This is a genomic window from Micromonospora sp. LH3U1 (assembly GCF_028475105.1).
Classification (GTDB): Bacteria; Actinomycetota; Actinomycetes; order Mycobacteriales; family Micromonosporaceae; genus Micromonospora.
Genome location: NZ_CP116936.1, coordinates 2,834,901 through 2,861,272, shown reverse-complemented (window position 1 = coordinate 2,861,272; position 26,372 = coordinate 2,834,901). Strand labels below are relative to the sequence as shown.

The 26,372-nt window shown below is 68.3% G+C and carries 26 protein-coding genes and 1 pseudogene; 12 read left to right on the top strand and 15 right to left on the bottom strand.

Translation table 11 applies throughout. The features are described from left to right. Positions 1–688 precede the first annotated feature (688 nt). From PCA76_RS13000 to PCA76_RS12975, 6 genes are all read right to left on the bottom strand, one after another. Positions 689–1,597, bottom strand: coding sequence for a DUF1963 domain-containing protein (locus PCA76_RS13000; RefSeq protein WP_272617934.1), 909 nt, complete (start codon positions 1,595–1,597; stop codon positions 689–691). 252 nt (positions 1,598–1,849) lie between these two features. Next, the gene (locus PCA76_RS12995; RefSeq protein ID WP_272617931.1) at positions 1,850–2,299 is read right to left on the bottom strand and encodes an Imm1 family immunity protein; all 450 of its coding nucleotides are present in this window, start codon (positions 2,297–2,299) and stop codon (positions 1,850–1,852) included. After that, the gene (locus PCA76_RS12990; RefSeq protein ID WP_272617929.1) at positions 2,296–3,039 is read right to left on the bottom strand and encodes a DddA-like double-stranded DNA deaminase toxin; all 744 of its coding nucleotides are present in this window, start codon (positions 3,037–3,039) and stop codon (positions 2,296–2,298) included. The genes PCA76_RS12995 and PCA76_RS12990 overlap by 4 nt, the downstream gene beginning before the upstream one ends. 4 nt (positions 3,040–3,043) lie before the next feature. Beyond that, positions 3,044–3,736, bottom strand: a complete 693-nt coding sequence (locus PCA76_RS12985; RefSeq protein ID WP_272617927.1) for a WXG100 family type VII secretion target — start codon at positions 3,734–3,736, stop codon at positions 3,044–3,046. A gap of 5 nt (positions 3,737–3,741) precedes the next feature. Then, a complete protein-coding gene (locus PCA76_RS12980) occupies positions 3,742–4,062 on the bottom strand; it encodes a type VII secretion target (RefSeq protein ID WP_272617925.1) in 321 nt (106 codons plus the stop codon). A 3-nt stretch (positions 4,063–4,065) separates the two neighbouring features. Then, positions 4,066–4,551, bottom strand: a complete 486-nt coding sequence (locus tag PCA76_RS12975) for a YbaB/EbfC family nucleoid-associated protein (protein WP_272617923.1) — start codon at positions 4,549–4,551, stop codon at positions 4,066–4,068. Between the two features lie 222 nt (positions 4,552–4,773). Between PCA76_RS12975 and PCA76_RS12970 the strand changes: the two are divergent. The 3 genes and pseudogenes from PCA76_RS12970 to PCA76_RS12960 all read left to right on the top strand — a co-directional run. Continuing rightward, positions 4,774–5,158, top strand: a pseudogene (locus PCA76_RS12970) (transposase family protein); the annotation flags it as partial. A gap of 412 nt (positions 5,159–5,570) precedes the next feature. Beyond that, positions 5,571–6,911, top strand: a complete 1,341-nt coding sequence (locus tag PCA76_RS12965; protein WP_272617921.1) for an MFS transporter — start codon at positions 5,571–5,573, stop codon at positions 6,909–6,911. After that, a complete protein-coding gene (locus tag PCA76_RS12960; protein WP_272617918.1) occupies positions 6,908–8,659 on the top strand; it encodes a glycoside hydrolase family 2 protein in 1,752 nt (583 codons plus the stop codon). Before PCA76_RS12965 ends, PCA76_RS12960 begins: the two co-directional genes overlap by 4 nt. A 6-nt stretch (positions 8,660–8,665) precedes the next feature. Here PCA76_RS12960 and PCA76_RS12955 read toward each other — a convergent pair whose 3' ends face one another. Continuing rightward, positions 8,666–8,995 (bottom strand): DUF2804 family protein, encoded by a 330-nt coding sequence (locus tag PCA76_RS12955; protein ID WP_272619355.1) that lies wholly within the window; start codon positions 8,993–8,995, stop codon positions 8,666–8,668. A gap of 998 nt (positions 8,996–9,993) precedes the next feature. Beyond that, positions 9,994–10,350 (bottom strand): MarR family winged helix-turn-helix transcriptional regulator, encoded by a 357-nt coding sequence (locus PCA76_RS12950; protein ID WP_272617916.1) that lies wholly within the window; start codon positions 10,348–10,350, stop codon positions 9,994–9,996. Positions 10,351–10,438: 88 nt separating this feature from the next. On the opposite strand from PCA76_RS12950, the gene PCA76_RS12945 reads away from it, so the two are divergent. Further along, a complete protein-coding gene (locus tag PCA76_RS12945; RefSeq protein ID WP_272617913.1) occupies positions 10,439–11,425 on the top strand; it encodes an alpha/beta hydrolase in 987 nt (328 codons plus the stop codon). 189 nt (positions 11,426–11,614) lie between these two features. Here PCA76_RS12945 and PCA76_RS12940 read toward each other — a convergent pair whose 3' ends face one another. Continuing rightward, positions 11,615–12,145 (bottom strand): toprim domain-containing protein, encoded by a 531-nt coding sequence (locus tag PCA76_RS12940; RefSeq protein ID WP_272617911.1) that lies wholly within the window; start codon positions 12,143–12,145, stop codon positions 11,615–11,617. Positions 12,146–12,608: 463 nt separating this feature from the next. On the opposite strand from PCA76_RS12940, the gene PCA76_RS12935 reads away from it, so the two are divergent. After that, positions 12,609–13,028: an AMP-binding enzyme gene (locus PCA76_RS12935; protein WP_272617909.1), complete on the top strand. Its 420-nt coding sequence runs from the start codon at positions 12,609–12,611 to the stop codon at positions 13,026–13,028. On the opposite strand, the gene PCA76_RS12930 is transcribed toward PCA76_RS12935, so the two are convergent. From PCA76_RS12930 to PCA76_RS12920, 3 genes are read right to left on the bottom strand one after another with little or no spacing between them, the layout of a single operon-like run. Further along, positions 13,021–13,518 (bottom strand): DUF3237 family protein, encoded by a 498-nt coding sequence (locus PCA76_RS12930; protein WP_272617907.1) that lies wholly within the window; start codon positions 13,516–13,518, stop codon positions 13,021–13,023. The genes PCA76_RS12935 and PCA76_RS12930 overlap by 8 nt on opposite strands. Continuing rightward, complete coding sequence (locus PCA76_RS12925; protein WP_272617906.1) at positions 13,515–13,982, bottom strand: MarR family winged helix-turn-helix transcriptional regulator; 468 nt, start codon at positions 13,980–13,982, stop codon at positions 13,515–13,517. Before PCA76_RS12925 ends, PCA76_RS12930 begins: the two co-directional genes overlap by 4 nt. After that, the gene (locus PCA76_RS12920; RefSeq protein ID WP_272617904.1) at positions 13,979–15,217 is read right to left on the bottom strand and encodes a flavin-dependent oxidoreductase; all 1,239 of its coding nucleotides are present in this window, start codon (positions 15,215–15,217) and stop codon (positions 13,979–13,981) included. The genes PCA76_RS12925 and PCA76_RS12920 overlap by 4 nt, the downstream gene beginning before the upstream one ends. Before the next feature lie 238 nt (positions 15,218–15,455). Here PCA76_RS12920 and PCA76_RS12915 point away from each other — a divergent pair, with 238 nt between their 5' ends. The 5 genes from PCA76_RS12915 to PCA76_RS12895 all read left to right on the top strand — a co-directional run bounded on the left by PCA76_RS12915 (position 15,456) and on the right by PCA76_RS12895 (position 20,038). Further along, positions 15,456–16,430, top strand: a complete 975-nt coding sequence (locus tag PCA76_RS12915; protein WP_272617902.1) for an ABC transporter substrate-binding protein — start codon at positions 15,456–15,458, stop codon at positions 16,428–16,430. 7 nt (positions 16,431–16,437) lie between these two features. Beyond that, the gene (locus tag PCA76_RS12910) at positions 16,438–17,208 is read left to right on the top strand and encodes an ABC transporter permease (RefSeq protein WP_272617900.1); all 771 of its coding nucleotides are present in this window, start codon (positions 16,438–16,440) and stop codon (positions 17,206–17,208) included. Continuing rightward, positions 17,205–18,020, top strand: coding sequence for an ABC transporter permease (locus PCA76_RS12905; RefSeq protein ID WP_272617898.1), 816 nt, complete (start codon positions 17,205–17,207; stop codon positions 18,018–18,020). Before PCA76_RS12910 ends, PCA76_RS12905 begins: the two co-directional genes overlap by 4 nt. Then, positions 18,013–18,825, top strand: a complete 813-nt coding sequence (locus PCA76_RS12900) for an ABC transporter ATP-binding protein (protein ID WP_272617896.1) — start codon at positions 18,013–18,015, stop codon at positions 18,823–18,825. Before PCA76_RS12905 ends, PCA76_RS12900 begins: the two co-directional genes overlap by 8 nt. 943 nt (positions 18,826–19,768) lie before the next feature. Beyond that, on the top strand, positions 19,769–20,038 hold the full coding sequence (locus PCA76_RS12895) for a hypothetical protein (protein ID WP_272617894.1): 270 nt from the start codon (positions 19,769–19,771) through the stop codon (positions 20,036–20,038). A gap of 15 nt (positions 20,039–20,053) precedes the next feature. Here the strand turns inward: PCA76_RS12895 and PCA76_RS12890 are convergent, their stop codons facing one another. Together PCA76_RS12890 and PCA76_RS12885 are read right to left on the bottom strand one after the other, a co-directional pair. Then, positions 20,054–20,197, bottom strand: a complete 144-nt coding sequence (locus tag PCA76_RS12890; RefSeq protein WP_272617892.1) for a hypothetical protein — start codon at positions 20,195–20,197, stop codon at positions 20,054–20,056. A gap of 163 nt (positions 20,198–20,360) precedes the next feature. Further along, positions 20,361–20,756: a hypothetical protein gene (locus PCA76_RS12885; RefSeq protein ID WP_272617890.1), complete on the bottom strand. Its 396-nt coding sequence runs from the start codon at positions 20,754–20,756 to the stop codon at positions 20,361–20,363. Between the two features lie 1,087 nt (positions 20,757–21,843). On the opposite strand from PCA76_RS12885, the gene PCA76_RS12880 reads away from it, so the two are divergent. Continuing rightward, complete coding sequence (locus tag PCA76_RS12880; protein WP_272617888.1) at positions 21,844–24,285, top strand: non-reducing end alpha-L-arabinofuranosidase family hydrolase; 2,442 nt, start codon at positions 21,844–21,846, stop codon at positions 24,283–24,285. An 86-nt stretch (positions 24,286–24,371) separates the two neighbouring features. Continuing rightward, positions 24,372–25,766, top strand: a complete 1,395-nt coding sequence (locus PCA76_RS12875; RefSeq protein WP_272617886.1) for a poly(ethylene terephthalate) hydrolase family protein — start codon at positions 24,372–24,374, stop codon at positions 25,764–25,766. Between the two features lie 114 nt (positions 25,767–25,880). On the opposite strand, the gene PCA76_RS12870 is transcribed toward PCA76_RS12875, so the two are convergent. After that, entirely contained in the window at positions 25,881–26,369 is a 489-nt protein-coding gene (locus PCA76_RS12870) for a MarR family winged helix-turn-helix transcriptional regulator (RefSeq protein WP_231640239.1), read from the bottom strand. Between the last annotated feature and the right edge of the window lie 3 nt (positions 26,370–26,372).

Below are 26,372 nucleotides of genomic sequence, written 5' to 3'. Positions count from 1 at the left end.
CGCACGGTCTCCAGGAAAGTAGCAGTGGTCGCCGTGATCCGCCAACGGATTCTTGCGGGGACCCCGTGGCTGGATGCCCACAGACGACAACAAGCCGGTGACCTTGGCTCACCGCGGGGCGCGGCGACGTACCGCACCCGCGATGCCCAACGATGCGGAGGGATGACGAACCTGGTTGCCGGTCCCGGTAATTGGGGGTTTTCGGGGGGCGGTTCTAAACCCCATAGACAAACTTAAGCCCTGACCGGCGTTTCCGCTGGTCAGGGCTTTCTGCCTGTCGGGACGGCCGGATTCGAACCGACGACCCCTTGTTACCGTCCGTAGCGATCCTGACCTGTCATTGGTCGTCAAAACAGGCGCTGAGCTGCGCTTCCCGCGAGCTGACGAGCCTCCCGGTGAGTGAGTGCAGACAGGATCGGGATGCCTTCGTGGGCGCGGCCGTCGTGTGCCGGCACTACCCGGTAGTGGTCTGCGACCGCGAGGATCCGTGGGAGGTCGTCGTGGACCTGTTCCGCCGCTGCCACGCCGAAGTAGCAGCCGCGTACCACAGCAGCGAGCAGATATTCGGCGACGGCGCACCCCACGGACTCGTCAGCCTCCCCTCTTCACCGGTATTCACCAGCGACCGGCTGATGGGTTCCCGGACGCCGGCAGCGCCGCAGAGCTGTGACGCCGATGACGGCACCGCCTATTCGGTGAACTCAGTGCGGGAAAGGGCTTTGTCGAATCGGCGGGCGGCCAGGTCTTCGTGCCGGATCATGAAACAACCCCAGTAGGCATCCACCTTGGCGAACTGGGCGAGGGGTATCCACTCGCGCATCACGCGCAGTGTCTCCTCCTCCAGGCGCAGGTCCCACTCGGCCTCCGCAATCATGATGCCGTCGGCCTTCTGGCGTGCCTTGAGGTTGTCGTCCGCCATCTGGGTCTCCGGGGTTTCGTCCATGTAGTCGGTCACGAGCCCGCCGCTGCTGTTGTACCCGCCGAGATAGACGTCGGGCGAGGTGTTCCGTGGCCGGAGTTCCTTGGCCAGCGCGCAGAGCCGATCCAGGTGCTGCAGATCGCGAGCCAGGTGTTCTCCGTTGTCGGTTCGAGTGGATTCCGGGTCATCGTCGTCACAGCCGTCGAACCAGAAGGGCAGCTCGGCGGTGACCGTGGCGAACAGGTCGTGCTGCGGGCTGACGGAGTCGAGCCCGGCAGGCGCCTCCGCCGGTGCGGCACTGGCGCCGGCCGGCACATGCAGGACTCGCGCGAACTGCTGTTCGCCGGCGACGGAACCGCTGGCGGCCCCGTAGTTGAAGGCGAGCGCGCGGTCCAGGAAGAAGAGCAGCGAACCGTCCACGGGCAAGGCGAGGCCGGAGACTCGGGGAAGCGCTGCGCAGTCGAAGGAGGCGATGAACGGCAGCGGCCCGGACCCGGAGGACGGCCACTCCACGCCCACCGGCAGCCGGGGCAGCCCGCCGTACTGCCCGACGACCCCACCGGCAGGCCTTCGACTCGCCCTGATCGCGAATCGGAGGAACTTGGCGAACCTGCCGACCTCGTCCTCCGGAAAGCCCCGCTCGATCGCCGCACGGCGGAATTGCTCATGATGATCCATGGCTGAGCATGCTGCCATCGCCCAGCAAAGCTCCACGCCCGCGGACGTGGTGAGCGGACGGATGGTCGAGAGCTGTCCAGAGGGCTCTGTTGCATTGCCGGATCGGTGGCCACGCCGAGCCGCCGGGTGACCCGCCCCGCCGGCCCGGACCGCGGGCGCGGCCCGGCTGGTCACCGTCACCGTGAGCGGCGGCGGCCTGGCCGCGGTCGTCGACGGGTTCTTCGTGATGGCGCGCCACCGCCGGAAAAGGGCTCAGGCACCCCCGCGGTAGAACATGCCGCGGGGCAGCGCCGCCGCCTCCGCCGGGGCCGCGACCCACTCCACGAGCCGGGGCCGCTCACCGGTGGCGACGTAGTCGGCGACCACCTGCCGGGCGGTCAGCACGCCGACCCGGGCCATGCTGGCGGGAATGGTCTGCAGCGGCGCGTCGCCGTTCCATACCACCTCCAGCGGGTTGCCCGGGGCCAGCTCTACGGCGATCGTCTCATCGGCGAGCCAGGTCAGCGCCGCCCGGCCCGCGTCGATGTCGATGTCGACCCGCAGGTCCTTGGCGCCGCCCTCCGGGCCGATCATCACCGACTGCCCGGACAGGCCGTGCCACATGATCTCCCGGGCCACGAAGTCGAAGACGTCGAGCGCCTGCTGCGGGTCGGTGAGCCGGTCCGGCCGCGCGATGTAGTTCAGCAGTTCGTAGGTCGTCACCGCACGAACCTACCGGTCCCCTCGTAGGTCTTCACCTGATAGGTGGCGCCGCCGTCGATCGTGGTCCACACCGTGAACCGTGAGCCGGCGGGCAGCACGTCGGCGAGCAGCGTCTCGCAGGTCGCCACGCCGTTGCGGTCGAACGTGCGGGTGCCGCAGAGGCTGTTGTCCACGACGATGTCCCGCACGACGGGCTCACCGGGGTGTGCCCGGGCCTGCGCCCGCATCTCGGCGGCGACCTGCATCTCCGGATGCGTGTAGAGGATGTTGGGCGCGACCGGGAACGGCCCGTGCGGCGGCCGCGGGATCTCGCGCCAGTTCAGGTCGTCTGCCAGCGCCGGGTTGCCGTTGCTGGAGGAGTACCGGTGCCCGTCGGACTCGCCGATCGTCGGCCTGGCCTGCGCGGGGGTGGTGCCGCGCGGCTGGAACTCCATCGACCCGGCGGCGTTGCGGATGTGCTGCGGAGCGTCGGCGCCGTCGACCGTGCGCCAGCCGGGGCTGACCGGCTGCAGCGGGTGGGTGGTGCCGGCGGGGCGCTGGCCGCCCTGCTGCTGCACCCCGCCGCCGGCCGCGCGGGGACGGCCCGCGGGCGCCGTCTGGCCGAGGTTCTCCTGCGCCTCGACGACGTGCTTGGGCACCCCGCCCTTCGGATGCGCAGGCGAGCCGTCGCCGGGACGTCCGGGACCGCCGCCGTCCCCGCCGTCGTTGCCCCCACCGCCGCCCGGCTTGTTGGTAGCCATCGCCTCAGCCGTTCAGCAGCCGGTTCAGGCTGGTCAGGCTCATGATCAGCGAGTTGATGAACATGAGGATGCGCCCTGCCCACTTGACCACCGCTGCGGCAATCTGCACGGCGACCACCGGGATCGTGACGACGAAGATCGCCTCGACGGCCCATACGATGACGCGGGCGACGAGGTCGGCGATCAGGTCCCGGACGAGGTCGCGGGTGAACGCGACGAGGGTGCCGGCGCCCTCCGTGGCCGCGGCCATCGCCGCGCAGATCCCGCCGAGCCCGCCGATCGAGTCCACGTTGTTGACCATCATCAGCTGGTACGCGTCGGCCGCGTCGCCCTGCCAGTTGGGCAGGTCCGCGCCCAGGCGCACCTGCAGCTCCGTGGCCATCCGGCCGAGCTCGGCGGCCATGTTGTTCCACGTGGCGGCGTGCGCGGCCACCACGTCGGGCATGCCGGTGAGCGCGTCGAGCATCTCCCGCAGCGGCTCGAAGTACTCCATCGCCCAGCTGATGCCGCTGGCCAGCAGCGTGCTGAACGGGTCGAGCACGGTCGAGGCGACCTCCAGGCCCAGCGCCGCGCCGGCGAGGACGTCGTCGACCCAGCCGTCGCTGCGGATCGCGTCGACGAGCCCCTCGATGCTGTCGGCCATGCCGATGCCCGCCCACACCTCGCGGGTGGAGTGCACGCCGGCGACTAGCGACATGTCGGTCATTGCATGCGCCGGCCGATCGCGCCCAGCATGCCGGTGGTGTCGGTCTCTGCGGCGTCGTAGCTGTCGGCGGTCTTCCGCAGCTGCGCCGCGACCAGGACGAGGTTCTCCTCGACGTAGGCGATCAGCTCGTCCTGGCGGGTGTGCCGACCATCGAGGACGCCGGCGATCCAGCCGCAGAGCAGCCCGTACGCCCGCTCGTCGCCGACGATGAACGCGCTGGCGCCCTTGACGGCGTCGAAACGGGCGCGCAGCGTGTCGATGTTGCGGGCGTGCGCCCGGATCTGGTCGGTGTCGACCGAGAGGCTCGCAGCCGCCACGGCTCACCAACCCCGCCGGTCACCGGGCCGGTCGCTCTGCCGGCCGTCCTGCCCGGTGTCGTCCGGCGGCACCCGCAGCTGCTCGGCGATGCGGGCGGCGACCGCCCGGGCGGCCGGGGAGTCGGTGCCCATCGTCTCCTCCACGACCTGCTGCGAGCGGGCCGCCAGTTGCGCCTTCGCCGCCTGTACCGTCGCCATGACGGTGTCGGCGAGCACCCGCGGCAGCACCCGCTGGATGCGCTGGCTGAACTGCAGGCCGGCCAGCGCGCCCCCGGCGTCGACGGTGACCTCGACCAGCCCGTCGGAATCGGCGGCCGTCACCCGCAGCGCCTGGAGGCGCTCGCTCATGGTCTTGGTGTCGGCCGCGAGCCGCTCGATGCGCCCCCGCCAGGCGTCGACCTGCGTGGCCGCCCCCTCGGGGTCGAGCACGCGGTGCAATCCTTGCGCGCTGATGTCCATCGGCCCCGCCTTCGCGTCGGAGATACTCAACCATCGATGGTAACGGTTGGCGCACGGCGGTGGTGGGCGTCAGTGCGGCAGCGGTAGGTGGGAGGCGCTGGAACGGCATGAGTCCCTCGGCCCGGTCGGGCTCAGCTGCAGCACCTGGTCGGCGCCCACGGCGGAGGCCAGCAGCATCGACGCCGCGATCGACAACCTCACCACCCCCCCACTGAGCTATTCCGATGAATGGTGGCAGTGCGGCCAGTAGACATCGGCGTCCTTGCCGACCAGGCATCCGAGCCTGCAATCAGCGCGCTGTTGGCGGCCAGAATGGCCGGCTACGCTCACGTCCACATCGACGGAACCGTGATCGAGACCGACCGGTGCCACGCCCCTGGACCCACCCCAGCGTCGACCTGTGGTGGTCCGGCAAGTGCAACAACCACGGCGGGAACATCCCGGTCATCACCGCCCCGGACGGCTGGACACTGTGGACACTTCGGTTCGCCCGGGCCGCGAACATGACACCACCGCCCTGCGCGAACACACCGACATGCTGCCCCTGCTGACCACGTGGACCGCCGAACAACTCCGCGTCCTAGGCGACCTGGGCTACGAAGGCGAAGCCACCACCATCACCGTGGCGTTCAAGAACCCAAGAACGGTGAACCGTCCGACACTGAGAAGTAGCGGCTGGCTTCGACGTGGTGCAGCACGAGGATGGCCTGCACGATGGTGGTCGCCCGTCGTGGGCAGCAGCACAGCTTGGCAAGGATCTTCCGCGTCCCACTGCGAGGAGTACAGCTCCCAGGAGCCGTTGCGTACGAGTACGTAGCTTGCTCGAGATCCCATCCGCAGCCACCACCACATCACCAACGCTCAGCCGAATAGAGCATGGGGCCTGATAGTGCAGGACCGAGTTGCCGAGCCTGGACGGCCCAGGCGCGGCGCTGGTCGTGGGTGGCCGGGCCGGTTGAGTACGACCCCCCGCAGCCGAGACACGGACAACTGTAGAATCTCTCTCACTTTCGGGCTGCCCCCGGCTCGGCTAGCAAGGACGGTGCTCTGTGCCCGTACCCACCGTCACCGGTCCCACGACGTTCTCCCCCGCCGGCCCCGGTGACCCGCGGCTCGGCAGACGCGCCTGGACCTCACTGGTGCTGCTCGGCTTCGTCGGCCAACTGGCCTGGGCGGTCGAGAACATGTACCTCAACGTGTTCGTCCATGACACGATCACCGATGATCCGACCGCCATCGCCACCCTGGTCGCGGCGAGTGCACTGACCGCGACGGCGGGCACCGTGCTGATCGGAGCGATTTCCGACCGGTCCGGCCGTCGCCGGGCCTTCATCGTAGGCGGCTACCTCGCGTGGGGTTTCGCCACCGCGGCATTCGGCCTACTCACCGTGGACGGCGTGGCCGCACTGGCACCAGCGGCCGACGCGGTGCTACTGGCCCTGCTCGCCGTAATCGCGTTGGACTGCCTGATGTCGTTCCTCGGCTCGGGCGCCAACGACGCCGCGTTCCAGGCCTGGGTGACGGACGTGACCCGACCGGCGAACCGGGGCCGGGTGGAGTCGGTGCTGGCCGCGATGCCGCTACTGGCCATGCTCGCCGTCTTCGGCGGGTTCGACGGTCTCACCCGCGCTGGCCAGTGGCGGACGTTCTTCCTGATCGTCGGTGGGATCATCGCCGCGGTCGGGGTGGTGGCCTGGTTCCTGGTCCGCGACGAGCCCGTGCCCGTCCGTCGGGGCGAGCGCCTGCTCGGCTCGATGCTGCACGGGCTGCGCCCGGCTGCCGTACACGCCAACCCCCGGCTCTACTTGGCGCTGGCCGCATGGTCGATCTGGGGTGTCTCGACCCAGGTCTTCATGCCATATCTGATCATCTACGTGCAGCGCTACCTGGACATCGGCGACTACGCCCTCGTGCTCGGCGTCGTGCTGCTCGGCGCCTCCCTGGTCAGCGTGGTCGCGGGTCGGTTCATCGACCGGATGGGCCGGGTCAGTTTCCTGCTGCCCGCCGTCGCCGTGTACGCGGCCGGCCTGTTCTCGATGTACCTGGCCCGGGGCACCGGCCAGGTGATCGCCGCCGGACTGCTGATGATGTCCGGGTTCATGCTGGTGCTGGCCCCGATCGGGGCGCTGGTACGCGACTTCTCCCCGCCAGAGCGCGCCGGCCACGTACAGGGCCTGCGCATGATCTTCGCGATCCTGGTGCCGATGGTCGTCGGGCCCTACCTCGGCGCGGCGGTCATCAACAGCGCCGGCGAGACCTACACCGACCTCGGCGTGGTCAAACAGGTGCCGACGCCGGGCATCTTCCTGGCGGCGCTGGCAGTGCTCGCCCTCATCCTCGTGCCGGTGCTGACGTTGCGCCGCCGGTACGACTCGGCGACGCGCGGATGATCCGGCCACTGCTGACCCCGTGGGGCGAGACGCTCGACCCGGACCGGCCCTTGCCGGAGTATCCCCGCCCGCAGTTGGTCCGGGACAGTTACCTCAACCTCAACGGCCGCTGGCAGTACGCGATCACTGACAGCCACCAACAGCCGCAGGGGTACGACGGGGAGATCATCGTGCCGTTCTCGCCGGAGACGCCTCTCTCGGGCGTCAACCGGCAACTGCTACCGGGCCAGACACTGTGGTACAGCCGGATCTTACGGCTGCCCGACAGTTTCCGGCCCGACCCGTCAGCGCGGGTGCTGTTGCACTTCGGGGCCGTCGACCAGACCTGCGAGGTTTTTGTCAACGGCACGCCGGTGGGCAGGCATACCGGCGGCTACCTGCCATTTCACTGCGACATCACCGGTGCGTTGCACGACGATGACAACACGCTGGTCGTCGCGGTACGAGACGACACCGACACCGCCCACCACTCGCGCGGCAAGCAGCGGCTGCGCCGCGGCGGAATCTGGTACAGCCCACAGTCCGGGATCTGGCAGACCGTCTGGGCCGAGTGTGTGCCCGCGCGGCACGTACGGCGACTCACCCTGACCCCGCTGCTCGAGGAGGGCTGCCTCGACGTGACGGTGCACGCCGACCCGGACGCCCTCGATGCGACGGTGACGATCCTGGCCGGCGACGACGTGGTAGGCGTGGCGCAGGCACCCGCCGGACGGCCGGTTCGCGTTCCGATCCCTGCGGCACGGCGGTGGAGCCCCGAGGACCCGTACCTCTATGGGGTGGTTGTGGACCTGGGCGACGACCGGGTCCGCAGTTACGTCGGCATGCGCTCCTTCGGCGTCGGCCCCGCCCCGGACGGCACGCCACGGCTGCTGCTCAACGGCGCACCGTACTTCCACGCCGGCATCCTCGACCAGGGCTACTGGTCCGACGGCTGGTACACGGCACCCTCCGACGAGGCCCTGGTCCACGACATCGCGACCATGAAGCAACTCGGCTTCACCATGCTCCGCAAGCACATCAAGATCGAGCCGGCGCGCTGGTACTACCACTGTGATCGTCTCGGCATGCTGGTCTGGCAGGACATGGTCAACGGTGGTGGCCGGTATCGGCCGCTGGTGGTCACCGCTCCGGCGGTCAGCCCGCTGCGGCTGACCGACCGACGCCGGCGGTGGTTCGCCCGCGACGACGACGCCGGGCGCGAGCAGTTCCGGGCTGAGCTGCACGACACCGTCGAGCAGCTGCGCAACGTCGTCAGCATCGCCGTGTGGGTGCCGTTCAACGAGGGGTGGGGCCAGTTCGACGCCGCCGCGATCGCCGCCGAGGTCGCCGCACTGGACCCGACCCGCAGTGTCGACCACGCCAGCGGCTGGCACGACCAGGGCGGCGGCGACCTGCGCAGCCTGCACGTCTACTTCCGCCGCTTCCGGGTGCCGCGGCGCGGCCGGGACCACCGGGTGCTGGTGTTGTCCGAGTACGGCGGCTACAGCCTTGCCGTCAGCGGGCACACGTCGACCGATCGCGAGTTCGGCTACCGCCGTTTCCGCGACGCGGCGTCGCTCGGTGCGGCTTTCCGCCGACTGCACGCCGAGCAGATCGCTCCGGCCATCGCCAAAGGTCTGAGCGCCACGGTCTACACCCAACTCTCCGATGTCGAGGACGAGGTGAACGGTCTGCTCAGCTACGACCGCCGGCTGCTCAAACTGCCCGCCGAGCTGGTGGCAGAGGTCAACCGGCAGCTACGTCTCTGACCAGGGCTACCAGCGGTTACGTGCTTCCTCGGCCCAGCCGACGAGCCCATCGAGACTCACCGTCGTCCCGCCGTCCGTCTTCGCCCAGCCGGGGAAGTGCCCGAAACACTTGCGCGTCTTATTCGCGACGACACCGACATTGGTGCGGGCCACCTTCTCGTGGAACGGCTGGAACTCGACCCCGACCCGTTCACCGCTGACCCGCCAGGGGCGCAGCCAGTCCGAACGGTCGTAGGTCCAGCGCAGCTCGTCGCCGATCTTCTGTAGCCGGCCGTCGACGAACAGGCCGTTCTCGGTGACCCTGGTGCCGTCGGTCCACTTGCCTCCGAGCTGGATCGCCCGTCCCGGTGCCGCACCGGCGGAGCGGGCTTGCCTGGGTCGAGGTGGACGGGATGGTCACCATCTCAGAAGCCTGAGTGCCCCCGCCGGAGGCGGCCTTGATTCCCGTCGCTCTGGGTGCGGACCGCCGCGCCCGGCCAATGCCGGACGGAGTCCGCCAGCAGGCCATCGCGAGCGGGGGCGCTTCGCCGCGCTCGCGCGACGCTTGATACGTCGAGGGAACAAATCAGCAGGCAAGAAACCGGTCGTTGGACCTTGACCGGCGGTCAAGAAGCGTCAGGACAACCTCAACTTGACCGAGCTTGGTCCCCAGAAAAGCAAAGAGGGCCGATCCGTGTGTCGGATCGACCCTCAGACCTACGTCGGGACGGCCGGATTCGAACCGACGACCCCTTGTTACCGAAAGTAATCGGACCAGGCTTGTCATTGCTTGCCGAAAGTGGTCGCTGAGCTGCAGAGACATCGCCAGGCACTCGCCGCTCCTTGTCACCCTTCGTCAACAATTGGTCGGGGTTTTCGGGGGGTAAACGGGGGTCCCACATCAGAACCCCGCCAGGTCTGACCGCCCCGCCTGTATTTGCCACCTGCCGCGCTGGCCCGCAACCTGCACAGCGCGCCCAGCCGTAGTCGTGTCGCCAGTACCGCACGAGGTCCATGAGGTAGTCCCGTGGGACCCCGCGCACCCCAGCCGACTCGGGGCAGCCCGTCCGGCCATCTGGTCTGATCGAGCCTCCCGCGTAGATCGTCCAGATCACTCTGCGGCACGTCGACGCGAAGCGGGTGAATGCGTTGGTCAGCGGAAGTTGTCACGCCCTCCGACGGTATGCCGTCAGCCTCGGAGTCGAGCGGCTTTAGGTCCAGTGCTCGGTGGCGCCTGGGAATAAGAAATGAGGCGGTCGCGGACCCGAAAGATCTCGATGACGGTCGGCCGGTTGTGAGCCGGTGGCTGAATCCGTTGTGACGGTGGCCTACGTGGCAGGGCGCTGTCGTGGTCTTCAGCCGACAGGCGTGCCGACACCGCCGTGCTCCAGGGTGGCGCGCAGCCGTTCCAGCGTTTGACCGAGCTCCGCCACCCGGGCCGGGGGGATAGACCGGCCAATGTGCGTGGCCAGGTGTTCCTGGAAGGTGCCTTCGGCGTCACCGACGAGTTCCGTGCCCTGCGGAGTCAACTCCAGGAGCAGTGACCGGCCATCGGCGGGATTCGGCACCCGCCGAATCCAGGCCCGGGCCTCGAGCCGGCCCACGCCCTTGCTGGTCGCTCCGACTCCGATCGCGAAAAACTCGGCGAGATCGGCGACCCGCGAACCAGGATGGTCACGTAGGTAGCTCAGGAACTCGAACTGCGAAGCCACGATGCCGTGCTTGCGGCGCAACGTCTCGTTCAAGGCGTTGTAGAGCCGCGTCTCACAGCGGACCAAGTCACTGAAGACCTGAGCAAGTGTGACGGACCCGGCACCGAAAAAAGATGCCACGGCAGGTATATTAGCTTCCACGGCATCTACCTTATCGCCTGTGGAGGCGTCGGATATGAGCAGGGAACAGCGCACGGCAATCGGCGCCATGCTGGGTGACGGGCCGAAGGGCTTCGCGCCGGAGCCGGTCGAGACGATGCGGGAGAAGTTCGCCGCGCTCATGGCGCTGTTCCCGGTTCCTCCGATGCGAACCTCGCAGCTGACCCTGGGTGGCCGTCCGGCGGTGCTGGTCGAACCGGAGGGCGAGACCCGCCCTGGCACGATCCTGTACTTTCATGGCGGCTCGTTCGCGCTCGGATCTCCGCAGACCGCGATGGGTCTGACCGCGAGCCTGGTCAACCGGACAGCAGTGCGGGCCTTCTCCCTCGACTACCGGCTGGCCCCGGAGAACCCGTTCCCGGCCGCGATCGAGGACTGCCTCGCGGCCTATCGGTCCCTGCTCGACAGCGGCGTCGCCGCCGAATCGATCGCGTTCGCGGGCGATTCCGCCGGTGGTGGCCTCACGGTGACCACCACCCTCGCCGCCCGAAACACCGGGCTGCCCCTGCCGGGCGCGCTGGTCGCGTTCTCGCCCGGTCTGGACCACACCCGCACGGGTGAGTCGATGGACACCAAAGAGGGCATCGACCCGTTCTTCACCCGACAGGGCATGGCCCACACGGCGGGGTTCTACCTCGGCGGCCAGGACCCGAACCAAGAGCTCACCGCGCCCGCCGTGCTCGCCGACCTGACCGGGTTCCCGCCGATCCTGCTGCAGGTCGGCACGAACGAACTGCTGCTCGACGACTCAGTCCGGCTGGCGAAACGCGCCCGCGACGCCGAGGTCGACGTCATCCTCGACATCACCGCGGGCGTCCCGCACGTCTTCCAATCCTTCATCGGCCAGCTCGACGAAGCCGACCACGCCCTGGACCGCGCCGCCCTGTTCATCACGCAGCGACTACAAACCCTCTGAGCGCGCGGTCGTGCAGGGTGAGTGCTTCTGGCCCTCGGTGGCTTGCTGCCGCCGCCCGGCTCAGGGCGGGAGCGGCCGCCGGGCGGCGCTCCGAAACGTCCCGCGGCTCTGCTTCGGTGGAGTTCGCTATCTCCACCCTGCGGCCGACGCGGAGGCATATCTGCTCGGTTGGTTTACACAGGTGGGTGGCTACTCAAGACAGCCTGAAGGGCAGCCAGCCCGTGCAGTGGCTTCCTGCTCGATCGCGTAGCCCCGGTGCAGGCAGCGTTGCGCGAAGGCGCCGACCTCATCCGGGCGTTGTGCAAGCTGCTGCAGGTGGCTGCGGCTGTGGGTGTTGAAGGGCCGGCCTTCGTCGTGCGGCACGGTGCCGACGTCCACGACGTGGATGGTGGTGTCCGGCGGCAGTTTGTCCTGGATGCGAGAGGTAATGCGGACGCCGCCGAGGTCGGCGTCCGCGCAAATGACGACCGCGGAAGTCTGTTGCGCCGATTGGAGGATCATCGACACAACGGCGTCGGGCGCCTGCCCGTGGCACCAAACGACCGGCAGGTTGGCCCTGGCCTCACAGACCGCTTCGGCCGCCTGCTGGTTCTCTACGACCACCAGGACATCGCCGGGTCCGGTAACGGTCAGTCGCGGCAGCATGTGGGGGTTCAGCCGAATGTCATGCGGCCCGGGCAGTGCCGACAGGTCGAGGACAGGGCCGTCGGTCGTGTGCACTGCACGAACGCGCTGAGGGAATCGCGGGTTCGGCCCTCGGCCAGGTCGGTGACTGCGCGCAGCGCCTTCGCTTCGCTGCTGGGCGCGCCAGCGTTCGTCGCTGTAATCGGCTTGTGGGCACGGCTGCACGCCGCAGGTGCCCACTCCGGGTTTTGCCTGTCCCCATCGTTCTCACGCGCGCAGCGGCTATCCTGTCTGCTGGGCAGTTGCCCAGGCAGTCCTCGTGGGAAACGAGGACTGCCTGAACCCAGGATGACCTCTTGTCGAGCCTTGTTCAGGGCTTGTCATTGCTTGTCAAAACCCGCTTGTCAAAACCCCTTGTTACCGACAGTAACCGAATCATGCTTGTCATTGCTTGCCGAAAGTGATCGCTGAGCTGCGGAGACACCGCCCGGCGCTCATCACTCGTTGTCCCCCTTCGTCAGTGATTGAGCGGGGTTTTCGGGGGGTAAACGGGGGTTCCATGCTGAATCCCGCCAGGTCTGATCGCCCGGGCTGGCCATGCCACCGTGTCGCGCCTGCCTCACGGCACAGCAACGGCTACCTGCACCTGCTCGGCCGGATCCGGGACGTCATCATCGTGCAGGCCAACCTGGTGTACGCCGGCCCTATCGAGCGGGTTCTCGCCGCCGACCCCACTGTCGCCGAGGCCTACGTCGTCGGCCGTCCGGACGACGTCACCGGGGAGGCGGTGCACGCGTACGTGGTGCCTGCCGCCGGTCGCGTGCCTGATGGCGAGCGGCTGCGTGCGGTGGTGGCGCAGACGCTGGGGGAACCGTCGGTCCCCCGGACCATCCAGTCGATCGACCGGGTGCCAGTGGCTCCCAGCGGCAAGCCCGACAAGCGCGCCCTGTCGCAGCCCTGGGCGGGAACAGCTACGTGACGCGGTAGGCGGTGTAGCGCACCCGGTCGGCCTCGCGGATCGCCGACGCCACGAAGACGGACTGCTCCAGGACGGCCAGCGCGGGCATCGACGTCTCCAGTCGTACGCCCAGGCGGAAGTAGTACTCAGACGGGTCGACGGCGCCGCCGCGCAGCAACGCCTCGAGGACCTCCGCGCGGCCGCTGCGGACGCCGAACGTACGCAGGTAGACGTGACCGCCGTCGGCGGTACGCGCCGAGTAGCGCGTGTCGATCTCGATCGCGCCGTCGGGGCGGACCACCTGCCAGTCGGCGCCGCCGGGCAAGATGTCGGCCTCGAAGAGACCGGTGACCCGGCCGCCGACAACAGGTACCACGCGACGGTGACCAGCACGGGTCATCCCGTGGTCCTCCAGCGCGCCCAGCCGCACCTCCACCTCGAACGCGGCCTCCAGCCCGGGAACCGGCGGAACAGTCACGGCGTCCCGACCGGCGGCTCGGCGCGTACTCATGGAGTGTCCTTGGCGTGCGCGAGGGCGTCGCGGAGGCGTTCCAGTGCGGGCACCGCGGCGGCGAGGGCCGCGCGGTGCGCCGCCGGCAGGGTCGCCGCGGCGCGGGCGACCAGGTCTCCGCTCGCGAGGTCGAAACGGTCGAACAGGTCGAGGGCCTTCGCTGTGGCGAGGACGTCGACGTGGCGGTGGTTGCCGGGACGGGGGCGACGCTCGACGAGACCGTTGCCCTCCATCGCGGTGAGCAGGTTGCTGACCGTGGATCGGCTCAGGCGCAGCCGCTCGGCCAGCTCACCGGGGCCGGCCACGGTGCCCCGGGGCAGGGCCCGCACGACCTCGATCTGCGCGTCCGGGATCTCCGGCAGGTGCTCGGCGGCCCGGGCTGCGGCGAGCAGCGTGCGGCGCAGCGGTGAGATCACCGACGCCAGTCGCGCCGCGTCCAGTTCGGTCGGCTCCGGGCCGGTCACGGCAGGACGCCCGGGAAGGCCGTCGGCGTCAGGGAGGCCCGTTCGTTGAGGTCGGCGGGTAGGAAACCGGCCGCCTTCTTGTAGCCGGTGGCGATAGCGGTGAGCTCCTCCGGCGGGATGACGTCGTGGATGTGCGTGAACCCGTCCGGCGCGCGCTCGTGGGCGAGCACCATCACCTGTTCCGGACCCTGCCGCCGGTTGCTCAGCACGAGCGCGGTGGTCGCTGGCCGCCGGTCCGCCTCGTAGGCGTCGAGCGCCGCCCGGACCGTCGGCGCGGTGGCGAGGTGGAAGGCGAGGGTACGTGCGTCCAGGATCGCCTGCGACGCCCCGTTGGAACCGTTCGGATACATCGGGTGGGCCGCGTCGCCGAGCAGCGTGGTGTTGCCGTGGGTCCACGTGTCGATCGGATCGCGGTCCACCATGGGGTATTCGAGGATCTCGTTGGCGGCGGCCAGCAGTTCCGGCACGTTGAGCCACGCGAAACGCCAGTCCGCGAAGAGCGAGACGACCGGCGCGGGGTCGACCGTCCGGTTCCAGTCCGCGTTGGGCCCGGCGAAACCGGGCCCCTGCCGCTCGGCGACGACGTTGATCAGGCCGGCGCCGATCGGGTACGCCACGAACTTCTGTTCCGCGTCCCCGGCCATGATCATGGTTCGCCCGTCCAGGAATCCTGGTGCCCGTGCCGTCCCCCGCCACAGTGTCAGCCCGTTCCACAGTGGCGCCCCCTCGCCGGGCCGATGGTGGCGGCGCAGCGCGGAGTGGATGCCGTCCGCTCCGACGATCAGGTCGCCAGCGACGCTCACCTCCCCCGCCGCCGTCTCGAAGTGCGCGACGCCGTCGCGGACGCCGACGAGCCGGTGCCCGGTGCGCACCGCGTCGGCGCCCAGCCGTTCCCGCACCACGGCGAGCAGTTCCATCTGGAACCGGCCGCGGTGCACGGAAAGCTGCGGCCAGCGATATCCGGCGTCCAGTCCGCGTGGCTCGCTCCAGATCTGCTGACCGTAGCGGTTGTAGTAGGCAAGCGTGCCGGGTGCGGCGCCCAGCCTTTCCATGCGTTCCCCAAGACCCAATTCGGTCAGCTCACGGACGGCGTGCGGGAGTAGATTGATTCCGACGCCGAGTGGGCGCAGCGCGGCGGCGCGCTCGTAGACGGTGATCTCAGGGAAGCCGGCCCGGTGCAGGCTGAGCGCGGTGGTGAGGCCACCGATACCAGCGCCCACGATCACGATTGCCACGTCGTTGCCCTCTCCGCCCCGCGCCACCAACCGCACAGTTTGGTCACAAAATCGTCGGCCGTCAAGACGTGTTCTCATCGCCATCGGATCACTCGCACCGCTATGCGATTCGCCCTTTGGGAATTCTTGACAATCAATCGCTTCTGCATGACGCTGATCGACGCGGTCGGATGCTTTCGGCACTCCGTCGACCCCACTCCTCAGGCTGCACAAGCGCTGCGCACGGAAGGGCCCGTCCATGAAGAAGGTCACTGCCCTCGCTGTTCTCGCCGGCGTCGTGATCGCTCTGACCGGCTGCACGGATTCCGATGCCACCGATCCGTCCCCCGGGGCGAGCGGCGACCTGCGGAAGGTCCGCGTGGCGGCGCTGCCGATCAGCGAGACCGCCGCGCTGTGGGGCGGCATCAAGGCGGGCATCTTCCGGGAGCAGGGGCTCGACGTGGAGGTGGTGCCCGCACAGGGCGGCGCCCAGGCCATCCCGGCCATGATCAACGGCGACATCGACTTCGCCATCGGCCAGCCGTTCGGCCCGTTCCGCGCCGATCTGCAGAACCTCGGCGTGGTGATCATCGGGAACTACGCGTCGTCCTACGCCGACGGCGACGACATCAACGCCGTGGTGGCGTCCGCGAAGTCCGGTATCACCCGGCCGGCCCAGCTCGCCGGACGCAAGGTGTCGGTGAACAGCCTGGGCGCCGCCGGCGATGTCACGATCATGGCAGCGGTCGAGAAGGACGGCGGCGATCCCACCGAGGTCAAGTTCGTCGAGGTGGCCTTCCCGGACGCACCGGCCCAGCTCGCCGCCGGCAACATCGACGCCGCCTGGGTGACCGAGCCGTTCATCACCCAGATGCGTAAGCGCGGTGACGTTCTCGTGGTCGCTCCATACCAGGCCACCGTTCCCGGACTCACCACCCTGACCACGATCACGTCGAGCAAGCTGAAGGACTCCGACGCCACGCTGGTGGCGGACTTCTCGTCGGCGATGAAGAAGACGCTCACCTGGGCCAACGACCCGGCCAACCAGGCCGGCCTGCGGCAGGCCATCAAGGACAATCTCGAACTGCCGGATGCGGTAGCGGACTCCGTCCGGCTCCCGGCGTTCGGGTGGGAAATCGACCGGGCCGGCCTGGAGCAACTGGCGACGCTCGCTCAGAAGTACCGCGTACTCGACCGGCAGCCCGACTTCGACCGTCTCGTCCAGCAGCAGTAGCCGACCGATGCGCAAGATCCTGCTGGGTGCCGTCGGCCTGCTGGGGTTCCTCGCCGTCTGGCAACTGCTCCCGGCTCTGGGGATGGTCGACCGGCACGACCTGCCGTACGCCACCGACGTGTTCGGACGGCTGTTCCACGAGGTCCGCGACCTGGCGTTCTGGCGGCGGCTCCGGCTCACCATGACGTCGTGGGCGATCGGCCTGACGGTGGCGACGCTCGCCGCGGTCGGGTTGGGGACGGTGGTCGGGCTGGTGCCGTTCCTGCGTCGCGCCACGCACACGACAGTCGAGTTCCTGCGGCCGGTGCCGTCGGTCGCGCTGATCCCCCTCGCCGTGCTGATGTTCGGCCTGCAGATGCGCGCCGCACTCGTCATCATCGTCTACGCGGCGTTCTGGCAGGTCTTCGTGCAGGTGATCTACGGCGTCGCCGACGTCGACACGGTCGCCCGGGACACCGCGCGGAGCTTCGGCCTCACCCGCTACGAGCGGCTGCGGTATCTCGTCCTTCCGACCGCTCTGCCGTACCTGATGACCGGCCTGCGCCTCGCCGCGGCGGTCGCGCTCATCCTGGCCGTCACCGCGGAGATGGTGATCGGTAATCCCGGCCTCGGACGCATGATCGAGCTGTCGCGCTCCGCCGGGGACGCCGTCGGCCTGTACGGCCTCGTCGTGGTCACCGGGCTCCTCGGCGTGGTGGTGAACGTCGTGTTCCGCTTCGCCGAACGCCGCTCGTTGGCCTGGCACCAGTCGGTGCTCGCGGACGAGGCATCCCGATGACCGCCCTGGGTGCGGGCAGGACCGCCCCTCGCGGCCTCAGCGTCCGGGTCGCCGAGGACGTCCTGTACGCGGTCGGGCTTCCCGTCCTGGCCGTGGGGCTCTGGGCCGTCTGGTCCACCCGGTCGGCCAACCGGTTCCTCGTCGGCCCCCGCCCGCTCCTCGACGCGTTCCGGCAGACCTGGATCGGCCCGGCGTTCGTCGACGACGTGCTGCCGAGCGTGTACCGGCTGCTGGCCGGCCTGTTCGCGTCGATCATGCTCGGCGTCGCCGCCGGCGTCCTCATCGGCCGGTTCCGCCCGCTACGCGAGATCCTCGAACCGCTGCTGGAGTTCTTCCGCGCGATTCCGCCACCGGTGCTGATTCCGGTCGCGATGCTACTGCTCGGCATCACCGACACCATGAAGGTCGTCGTCATCGTGTCCGGCGCGATCTGGCCGATCCTGCTGAACACGATCGAGGGCGTCCGGGCGACCGACAGCGTGATGCTGGAGACCGCCGACTCGTACCGGATCTCCCGGTGGGAACGGGTGTGGCTGCTGATCCTCCCGGCGGCGAGTCCGCGCATCATGACCGGCGTACGGCAGGCGATCTCGGTGGCCCTGATCCTCATGGTCATCTCGGAGATGTTCGCGTCCTCGGCCGGCCTCGGCTACCGGATCGCCTACTTTCAGCGGAACTACCTCATCGCCGAGATGTGGAGCGGCATCCTCCTGCTCGGCCTCATCGGCGTCCTCCTCGCCGTGGCCTTCGGCGTCGTCGAACGCCGCGTCCTGCGCTGGTACCACGGGATGAGGGAGGTCACCCGTGCCTGACGCAAGTCCGCTGCTGCGGGTCGAGCACCTGCGGAAGGTCTACGCCTCCGGCCGGGGCGAGGTCGAGGCGATCGGGGATCTCAGTTTCACCATGATGCCCGGCGAACTGCTGTGCGTCGTCGGCCCGTCGGGCTGCGGAAAGACCACCCTCCTGAAATGCCTCGCCGGACTGCTCCGGCCCACCAGCGGCCTCGTCAAGATGGAGGGATCTCCGGTGACGGGCCCGAGCCCGGCGATGGCAGTGGTGTTTCAGGAGTACGGCCGCAGCCTCTATCCCTGGCTGACGGTCCGGGGCAATGTGGAGCTTCCCCTTCGACACAAGAAGCTCTCCCGCGCCGAACGCGACCGGAGGGTCGCCGACGCCCTCGACGCGGTCGGACTGCCAAAGTCGGCACGCAGCCATCCGTGGCAGCTCTCCGGCGGGATGCAGCAACGGGTGGCCATCGCACGCGCCATCGCGTACCGGCCCGAAGTGCTGATCATGGATGAGCCGTTCGCGGCGGTGGACGCGCAGACCCGCGCGGACCTGGAGGACCTCGTACGCGACCTGCACTTGAACCGCGGCATCTCCACTGTCTTCGTGACGCACGACATCGACGAGTCCGTGTATCTGGGCCAGCGCGTGCTCGTCCTGTCCCACTCGCCGACCCGGGTGCAGGAAGACCTCGTGATCGACCTCCCGCAGGAACGCGATCAGCTCACCACCCGGGCGCTGCCCCGGTTCACCGAGCTGCGGACCCACGTCTACGCGCAGATCCAGCGGGCCAAGCGTGCGCCGGCCCCGGCGCCCCACCCGGCACCGTGACGCGCCTGCGCGGACGTGTCCAGGCCAAAGCGAGGCCTCCCTGGCTGATCCGCCACCAGTCGCGGCGCCGCTGTCAAACCGCACCGATCAGCCCCAAAATACCCAGTCGGCATATTGGTACGCACCGTCCACATCGGTCAGCGTTGAGTGCCCACAAGAGTGGAGTCGCCAAGATCAATTCAAGATCGGCCGAATCAGCTGCCTGGGACTCGGTCTCACCCGCAACGGCGACGTACTCCTGGCGCTGGGTCGGCACGACGGACAGGTACGCGTCGAGTCACTCGCCCGAACTACCCCCGCTGGTCGTGCAACCGCCCTATGGCAGACAGGTCTGCACAGCGGCACGGTCACCACGGTTGCGTTCGGCGATCGCGGGCAGCTGATTACTGGAGGCGCCGACCGCACGGTGTGCATCGTACCGAGCGCCATCGAGGGGCCAGAGCAGCCTGGCCAGTCCGTACGGCAGCTCCACCTCACGCTGCGGTGCGAGGGCATCAAGGTTGACGGCGTGCGCACAGAGCGAGAACAACAGCGTCTCCGGGAGCAGGCGGCGGCCACCTTGATCGCCGGGTAGTTGCCAGGTGGTCCTGGGGATAGAGGAGACTTGAACCCAGAAGAACCTCTTGTCGAGCCTCGTTCAGGGCTTGTCATTGCTTGTCAAAACCCCTTGTTACCGACAGTAACCGAATCAAGCTTGCCACTGCTTGCGAAAAATGGTCGCTGAGCTGCGGAGACATCGCCAGGCAATCATCGCCCCTTGTCACCGTTCGTCAACGATTGGCCGGGGTTTTCGGGGGGTAAACGGGGGACCCACAACCCGAGGGCCGTTGCATAGTCGTTTGAAGGGCGCTTGAGCTGAGGGTTTGGCTTGGTTTCGGTCGGGGGTGAGGTCCATGTAGGACGGATGCGGCCCGTTGGTGATCATCGTGTTCGCGAAAACCACATGACCCAGAGAAGGACCGCACTCGCCGATGTCATCAATACCCACCGAGATCTTGCTGCCGCACCGACCACCAGCATGGCCCCGGACACGCTCACCGACGGTGAGCACCACGGCCTGTTCAAGGTGTTGGCCATGATTCCTGACCCGCGTGATCCGACGCGCCAACCAGCGCTCACACGACCTGATCGACGCCGTGACCACCAGCAGCCCGACCATGACCAGGGGCAACCCGACTACGCAATAGCCGTGGACCTGTGGATAACTCCCTGATCATGTCGCCTTGTGCTATGGGTGCTGCTCGGACGGTTCGTTGTCCGGCCGCCACCCGTACTCACGGGCTTCCCGGTAGGCGTCGTCCCGGGCCTTGATCAGAGCCTCGATCACGGCGTCGATGTCCGTGCCCCACAGGCCACCGCGGTGTGAGAACAAGATCTTCCCGTTCGCGTCGGCTTCGACGGAGAAGGTGAAGTCGACGCACGGTTCGTCGAAGAGCCCGTGCTCGAAGTTGTGCGCGACGAACTCTACGGTCGGACCCTTGCCATCTTCGATTCGGACGGTGTGGGCTGGTGGCTGTGGGGCTCGGGTGCCTCGGTCACGCTGGCTCTCCGACGGGAGGCAGGGAAAGACGGTAATCGGCGGTGTCCCCGTTGCCGCGCTGAGCGAGGAAGCCTCGGTGCGCCAGTTCGACCGTGCCCCCCATCACCACAGCGGCCGAGAACCGGTCGTAGGTGAGCTTCCAATCCGCCGGGTCGTCCTCGTTGCGCATGCTGTCCGACAGCGCCCCCTCGTAGAACTCGTTGGGCCGAAAGTCGATCAGCCTGCCCTCCTCGTCGGCGGCTTCGATCAGCCCTTCAGCGAGCCCCCAAAGGTGCATCGACGGGTAGAGGTGCTTCTCCGCCACTTCCGCCCACTCGTGGGGTCCGACGAAACGGGCGCCAGCGAGGTAGCCCCACCGATCGCGGTCAGTCACGTACTCGTCGACACTCACGGGCACTCCGTTCAGAGGGGGATCGATCGAGCCGACATTAGCGATGCTCGGCGGCCGGCACAGCCGCCCACGCCGAGCCGCTAGCTTCGCAGCCGTCGCCAGCCTCGGTCTTGGACTTCCTCGTGCACAGCAGTTTCCGTCACTTGAGCAGCGCAGGAACGGCGCCAGGTACGACGGCCGCCACCGAGCTCGTGGCACTCGACTCGAACAACACATTCAGCGGGAAACGACCTTCGTACTTAAGCATCAGGAAGGCGTCGAAGGTCGCGCCTGGGGGCGAGGTCGGTGCGGGTGATGGCCGTTTCCATGCCATCCCAGCCGCCCCCGATCTTGGTTACGAAGCCACGTACCGAGGGTGGTGAGAACCGCCTCCCGCCCGCCGCGAGCGGCTCCGGCGCCGCGCCATGACGTGCCGCGCGCCGTGTCCGTACAGAACCCGCCCGATCACCTCGGCTACCCGCGTCTGCGGCTCGGTCCTACCGCTCGACCAGCGCGAGGACCCGGCACGGGCTGCCGGAACCGGAGACGATCGGCAGTGGTCCGGCGATCAGCACCGCGCCGGTCGGCGGCAACTGCGCCAGGTTACGGAGCTGGGTCAGGCCGTACTTCTCCTGGCCGAGCAGGAACGAGTGACACGGGAACGGCGGGTCGAACGAATGGCTGCCGTCCGAGCCGAAGGGGAAGGGCTCGAACTTCCCCGTTGGCCCGTAACAGGTCCGAAACTACCGGTTGAAAAACCTGGAACCTTCTGCCAGCCTGATAGCCATCGATCAGTGTGAACGTTAACAAGATCGCTTGAGCACTGGAGGCGCCTCACGCGATTGCCAGGCCCACCACCTGCCAGGTGACCACGTCCACCACCGAGAGAGCCCTCCGCCCGCAACGAATCCCCGGCGGGTGACCGGACCACTCGTCGCAACCCTTCACATGCTGGCCAGCTAGCCCGAGCCGAGTCGTATCGGGGGCGGACGCCTGACGTGAGTCCCGGCCCGCCCGGGCGGACTCAGCATCGTGGCCGCCGCCGTTCGAGCGGGGCCTCCCACTGGACAGCGACAGGAATGTCCTATCCCACCACTGGAGGATCAGCATGATTCCCCGAACCCGTCCCCTCATGCGCACCCGACTGCGAACACTCACGTTTTCCGGAACAGCAGCGATAATTCTGGCCCTGGCCGTATCACTGCTGCCCAATCTCGCCCAAGCCGCCGAGACGACCCTCGGCGCTGCCGCAGCCCAGTCCGGCCGCTACTTCGGTGCCGCCGTGGCCGCGAACAAGCTCAGCGACAGCGCCTACACGACGATCCTGAACCGCGAGTTCAACAGCATCACCCCCGAAAACGAAATGAAGATCGACGCGACCGAGCCGCAGCAGAACAACTTCACCTTCGGCAACGCGGACCGGATCGTGAACCACGCCCTTTCCCGGGGTTGGAAGGTCCGGGGCCACACCCTTGCCTGGTACTCGCAGCAGCCGGGCTGGATGCAGTCCATGGAGGGCACCACGCTGCGCAACGCGATGCTCAACCACGTCACCCGCGTGGCCAGCTACTACCGGGGCAAGATTGACTCGTGGGATGTGGTGAACGAGGCGTTCGAGGACGGCAACAGCGGCGCCCGTCGCAACTCGAACCTGCAGCGCACCGGCAACGACTGGATCGAAGCGGCGTTCCGCGCCGCCGACGCGGCGGACCCGAACGCCAAGCTCTGCTACAACGACTACAACACCGACAACTGGACCTGGGCCAAGACCCAGGCCGTGTACAACATGGTGCGCGACTTCAAGTCCCGTGGGGTGCCGATCGACTGCGTAGGCTTCCAGTCGCACTTCAACGCCAACTCGCCGTACAACAGCAACTACCGCACGACGCTGTCCAGCTTCGCCGCCCTCGGCGTGGACGTGCAGATCACCGAGCTGGACATCGAGGGATCCGGCACGACGCAGGCAAACACCTACCGCAACGTGGTCAACGACTGCCTTGCCGTGGCTCGCTGCAACGGTGTCACCGTGTGGGGCGTGCGTGACTGCGACTCGTGGCGCTCCGGCGGCACTCCGCTGCTCTTCGAGTGCAACGGCAACAAGAAAGCCGCCTACAACTCCACCCTGGAGGCTCTGAACAGCGCTGGCCCCGGCACCACCCCCACGCCCACCACGCCGGGCCCGACTCCCACAGTCCCGCCGGGCGGCTCGGCCAGTGAGATCGTCGGTAGCCAATCCGGCAGGTGTATCGACGTACCCAACGCGTCGACCACCAACGGCACCCGGGTGCAGCTCTACGACTGCAACAAGCAGACCAACCAGGCATGGACCTACACCTCAGGAAAACAACTCCAGGTGTACGGCAACATGTGCCTCGACGCCGCAGGCACCGGCAACGGCGCGGCGGTACAGATCTACAGCTGCCACAGCCAGACCAACCAGCAGTGGAACGTCAACTCCAACGGCACCATCAGCGGCGTGCAGTCCGGACGATGCCTCGACGTCTGGAGCACCGCCAACGGCGCCCAGGTCCAGCTCTACGACTGCAACGGACAGAGCAACCAGCAGTTCCGGCTCGCGTCCCTCGGCGGCGGTTCCACGCCGACGCCGACCCCGACGCCAACGGCGACCCCGACGCCGGGTTCCTGTGATCTTCCGTCGTCGTACCGCTGGTCGTCGACGGGTGCGCTGGCTCAGCCGAGGTCGGGTTGGGTGTCGCTGAAGGACTTCACCCACGCGCCGTACAACGGCCAGCAGTTGGTCTACGCCACGACGCACGACACCGGTACGACGTGGGGCTCGATGAACTTCGGTCTCTTCTCGAACTGGAACCAGATGGGATCCGCGTCGCAGAACCAGATGCCGTTCGCGGCGGTGGCACCGTCACTGTTCTACTTCGCGCCGCGCAACGTCTGGGTGTTGGCCTATCAGTGGGGTCCGACGGCGTTCTCGTACCGCACGTCGACCGATCCGAGCAACGTGAACAGCTGGTCATCCGCGCAGACGCTGTTCACCGGAAGCATCTCCAACTCCAGCACTGGCCCGATCGACCAGGCAGTCATCGGTGACGACCAGAACATGTACCTGTTCTTCGCCGGGGACAACGGCAGGATCTACCGGGCCAGCATGCCCATCGGGAACTTCCCGGGCAGCTTCGGGTCGAACTACACAACGATCATGACCGACTCGACGAACAACCTGTTCGAGGGCGTTCAGGTCTACAAGCTCCAGGGCCAGAACCGGTACCTCATGCTCGTCGAGGCGATCGGCGCGAACGGGCGCTACTTCCGCTCGTTCACGGCCACCAGCCTGGGTGGCACGTGGACGCCGCAGGCCGCCTCGGAGAGCAACCCGTTCGCCGGCAAGGCCAACAGCAGCGCCACCTGGACCAACGACATCAGTCACGGCGAGCTGATCCGCAGCAACGCCGACCAGACCATGACCGTTGACGCCTGCAACCTGCAACTGCTCTACCAGGGGCGTTCTCCCAGCTCCGGCGGCGACTACGGGCTCCTGCCGTACCGGCCGGGTCTGCTGACGCTGCAACGCTGACAACCGGACACCGCCGGAACGGGCAGGCTCGGCACGCAGCCGAGTCTGCCCGTTCCGCACTCCCCCACCACCAGGAGGCACCGACAGTGCGAGAACACGGACACCACCCCCCGCCCTCGGGGAACACCAATGCCGACCGAGTACCCGCCCGCTTTCGGGGACGGGTGTTGAAGCTTGCCGCGGTAGGGATCGCCGCCGTGGTCGGGATGTTCACCATCACCGTGGCGACCGGGTCGGCATCGGCCGCCGACAACCCGTACCAGCGGGGCCCGGACCCCACCCCGAGCAGCGTCACCGCCGTGAACGGCCCCTTCGCCAACACGTCGGTAAGCGTCCCGACCGGGTACGGCTTCAACGGCGGCAGGATCTACTACCCGACCGACACCAGCCAGGGCACCTTCGGGGCCATCGCCATCTCGCCGGGTTACACAGCGTTGTTCTCCGCCGAACTGGCCTGGATGGGCCCGTGGCTGGCGTCCCACGGCTTCGTCGTGATCGGCATCGAGACCAACAGCCGCAACGACTTCGACACGGCCCGCGGCACCCAGTTGCTCGCCGCGCTGGACTACCTCACACAGCAGAGCCCGGTACGCGACCGCGTCGACCCCACCCGCTTGGCGGTGGCGGGTCACTCCATGGGCGGCGGTGGCGCGTTGAGCGCGGCCATGCGGCGTCCGTCGTTGAAGGCGGTGGTCGGCATCGCGCCGTACTCGCCCTCGTCGAACCTCGCCAACGACCGGGTGCCCACGATGATCCTGTCGGGGCAGGCGGACACGGTGGTCACGCCGTCCTACGCCACCGGCCTGTACAACAGCCTCCCGTCCACGACGGAAAACGTCTACCTCGAGGTCGCCGGCGCGGACCATGGATTCATGGTCGGACGACCAAACCCGGTGATGGTCCGGACCATGCTGCCGTTCGTCAAGATGTTCGTCGACAACGACGCCCGGTACAGCCAGTTCCTCTGCCCGCTGCTGGACTCCAGCGGAGTGGTCACCTACCGCAGCACCTGCCCGCTGCTGCCCACGACGCCGACCACCCCGACGCCCACCACGCCCGGGCCAACCCCCACCGTGTCGCCGAGCGTTCCGCCCACTTCCGCCGGCGAGATCGTCGGTACGCAGTCCGGCCGGTGCGTCGACGTACCCAACGCCTCACGCAACAACGGCACCCGGGTACAGCTCTACGACTGCAACAGGCAGACCAACCAGACCTGGACCTACACCGCAGGAAAACAACTCCAGGTGTACGGCAACATGTGCCTCGACGCCGCAGGCACCGGCAACGGCGCGGCTGTGCAGATCTACAGCTGCCACAGCCAGACCAACCAACAGTGGAACATCAACGCCAACGGCACGATCAGCAGCGTCCAATCCGGACGGTGCCTGGACGCCTGGAGCACCGCCAACGGCGCCCAGATCCAGCTGTACGACTGCCACGGGCAGACCAACCAGCAGTTCCGGCTCGTCGCCCGGGCGTGACGACCAGAAGTCCGGAGTGAAACGGGCGGGCTCGGCGTGATGCCGGGCCCGCCCACTTGTACAGCTGATCACCACATCGCGGCCCACACCTGCCCGGCGTCACGCGACGCTGGCTCAGGCAGACCGCTGCGCGGTGTCGCCGCAGCGGAGGCTGTCCAGCTCGGCGTGGTACATCGCCTGCATGCGGTCATAGTGCCGAACCAGCAGCAGGACCTCCTCGGCGCTGTAGCCCTCGATGAGCCGCGCCGCCCTCTCGGCGAACCGCTCGTACGGTCGCGTCAGCTCGGCGATCCGCTCGGGCCGCAGGGTGACGATCACCCGCCGCCGGTCCGCGGGGTCGCGCTCGGCCGTCACGTAGCCCGCCTGCTGGAGCCGACGGAGCATGCTGGTCACCGCCCCGGTGGTGAGGTTGGTCCGCTCGGCGACCTGCCCCGCGGTGGCGGATCCGACGTCCGCCAGGTAGTCCAGGCATTCCAGGTCGCTCACTGTGAGGCCGAGCCGCTCCGCGATGGCGTACCGGAACACCATGGACAGCCGCGACATCTCCCGCCCGGCGCGCATGAGATCGGCGATCGCGGACGTACGGGCCGGATCGTGGGACATGGC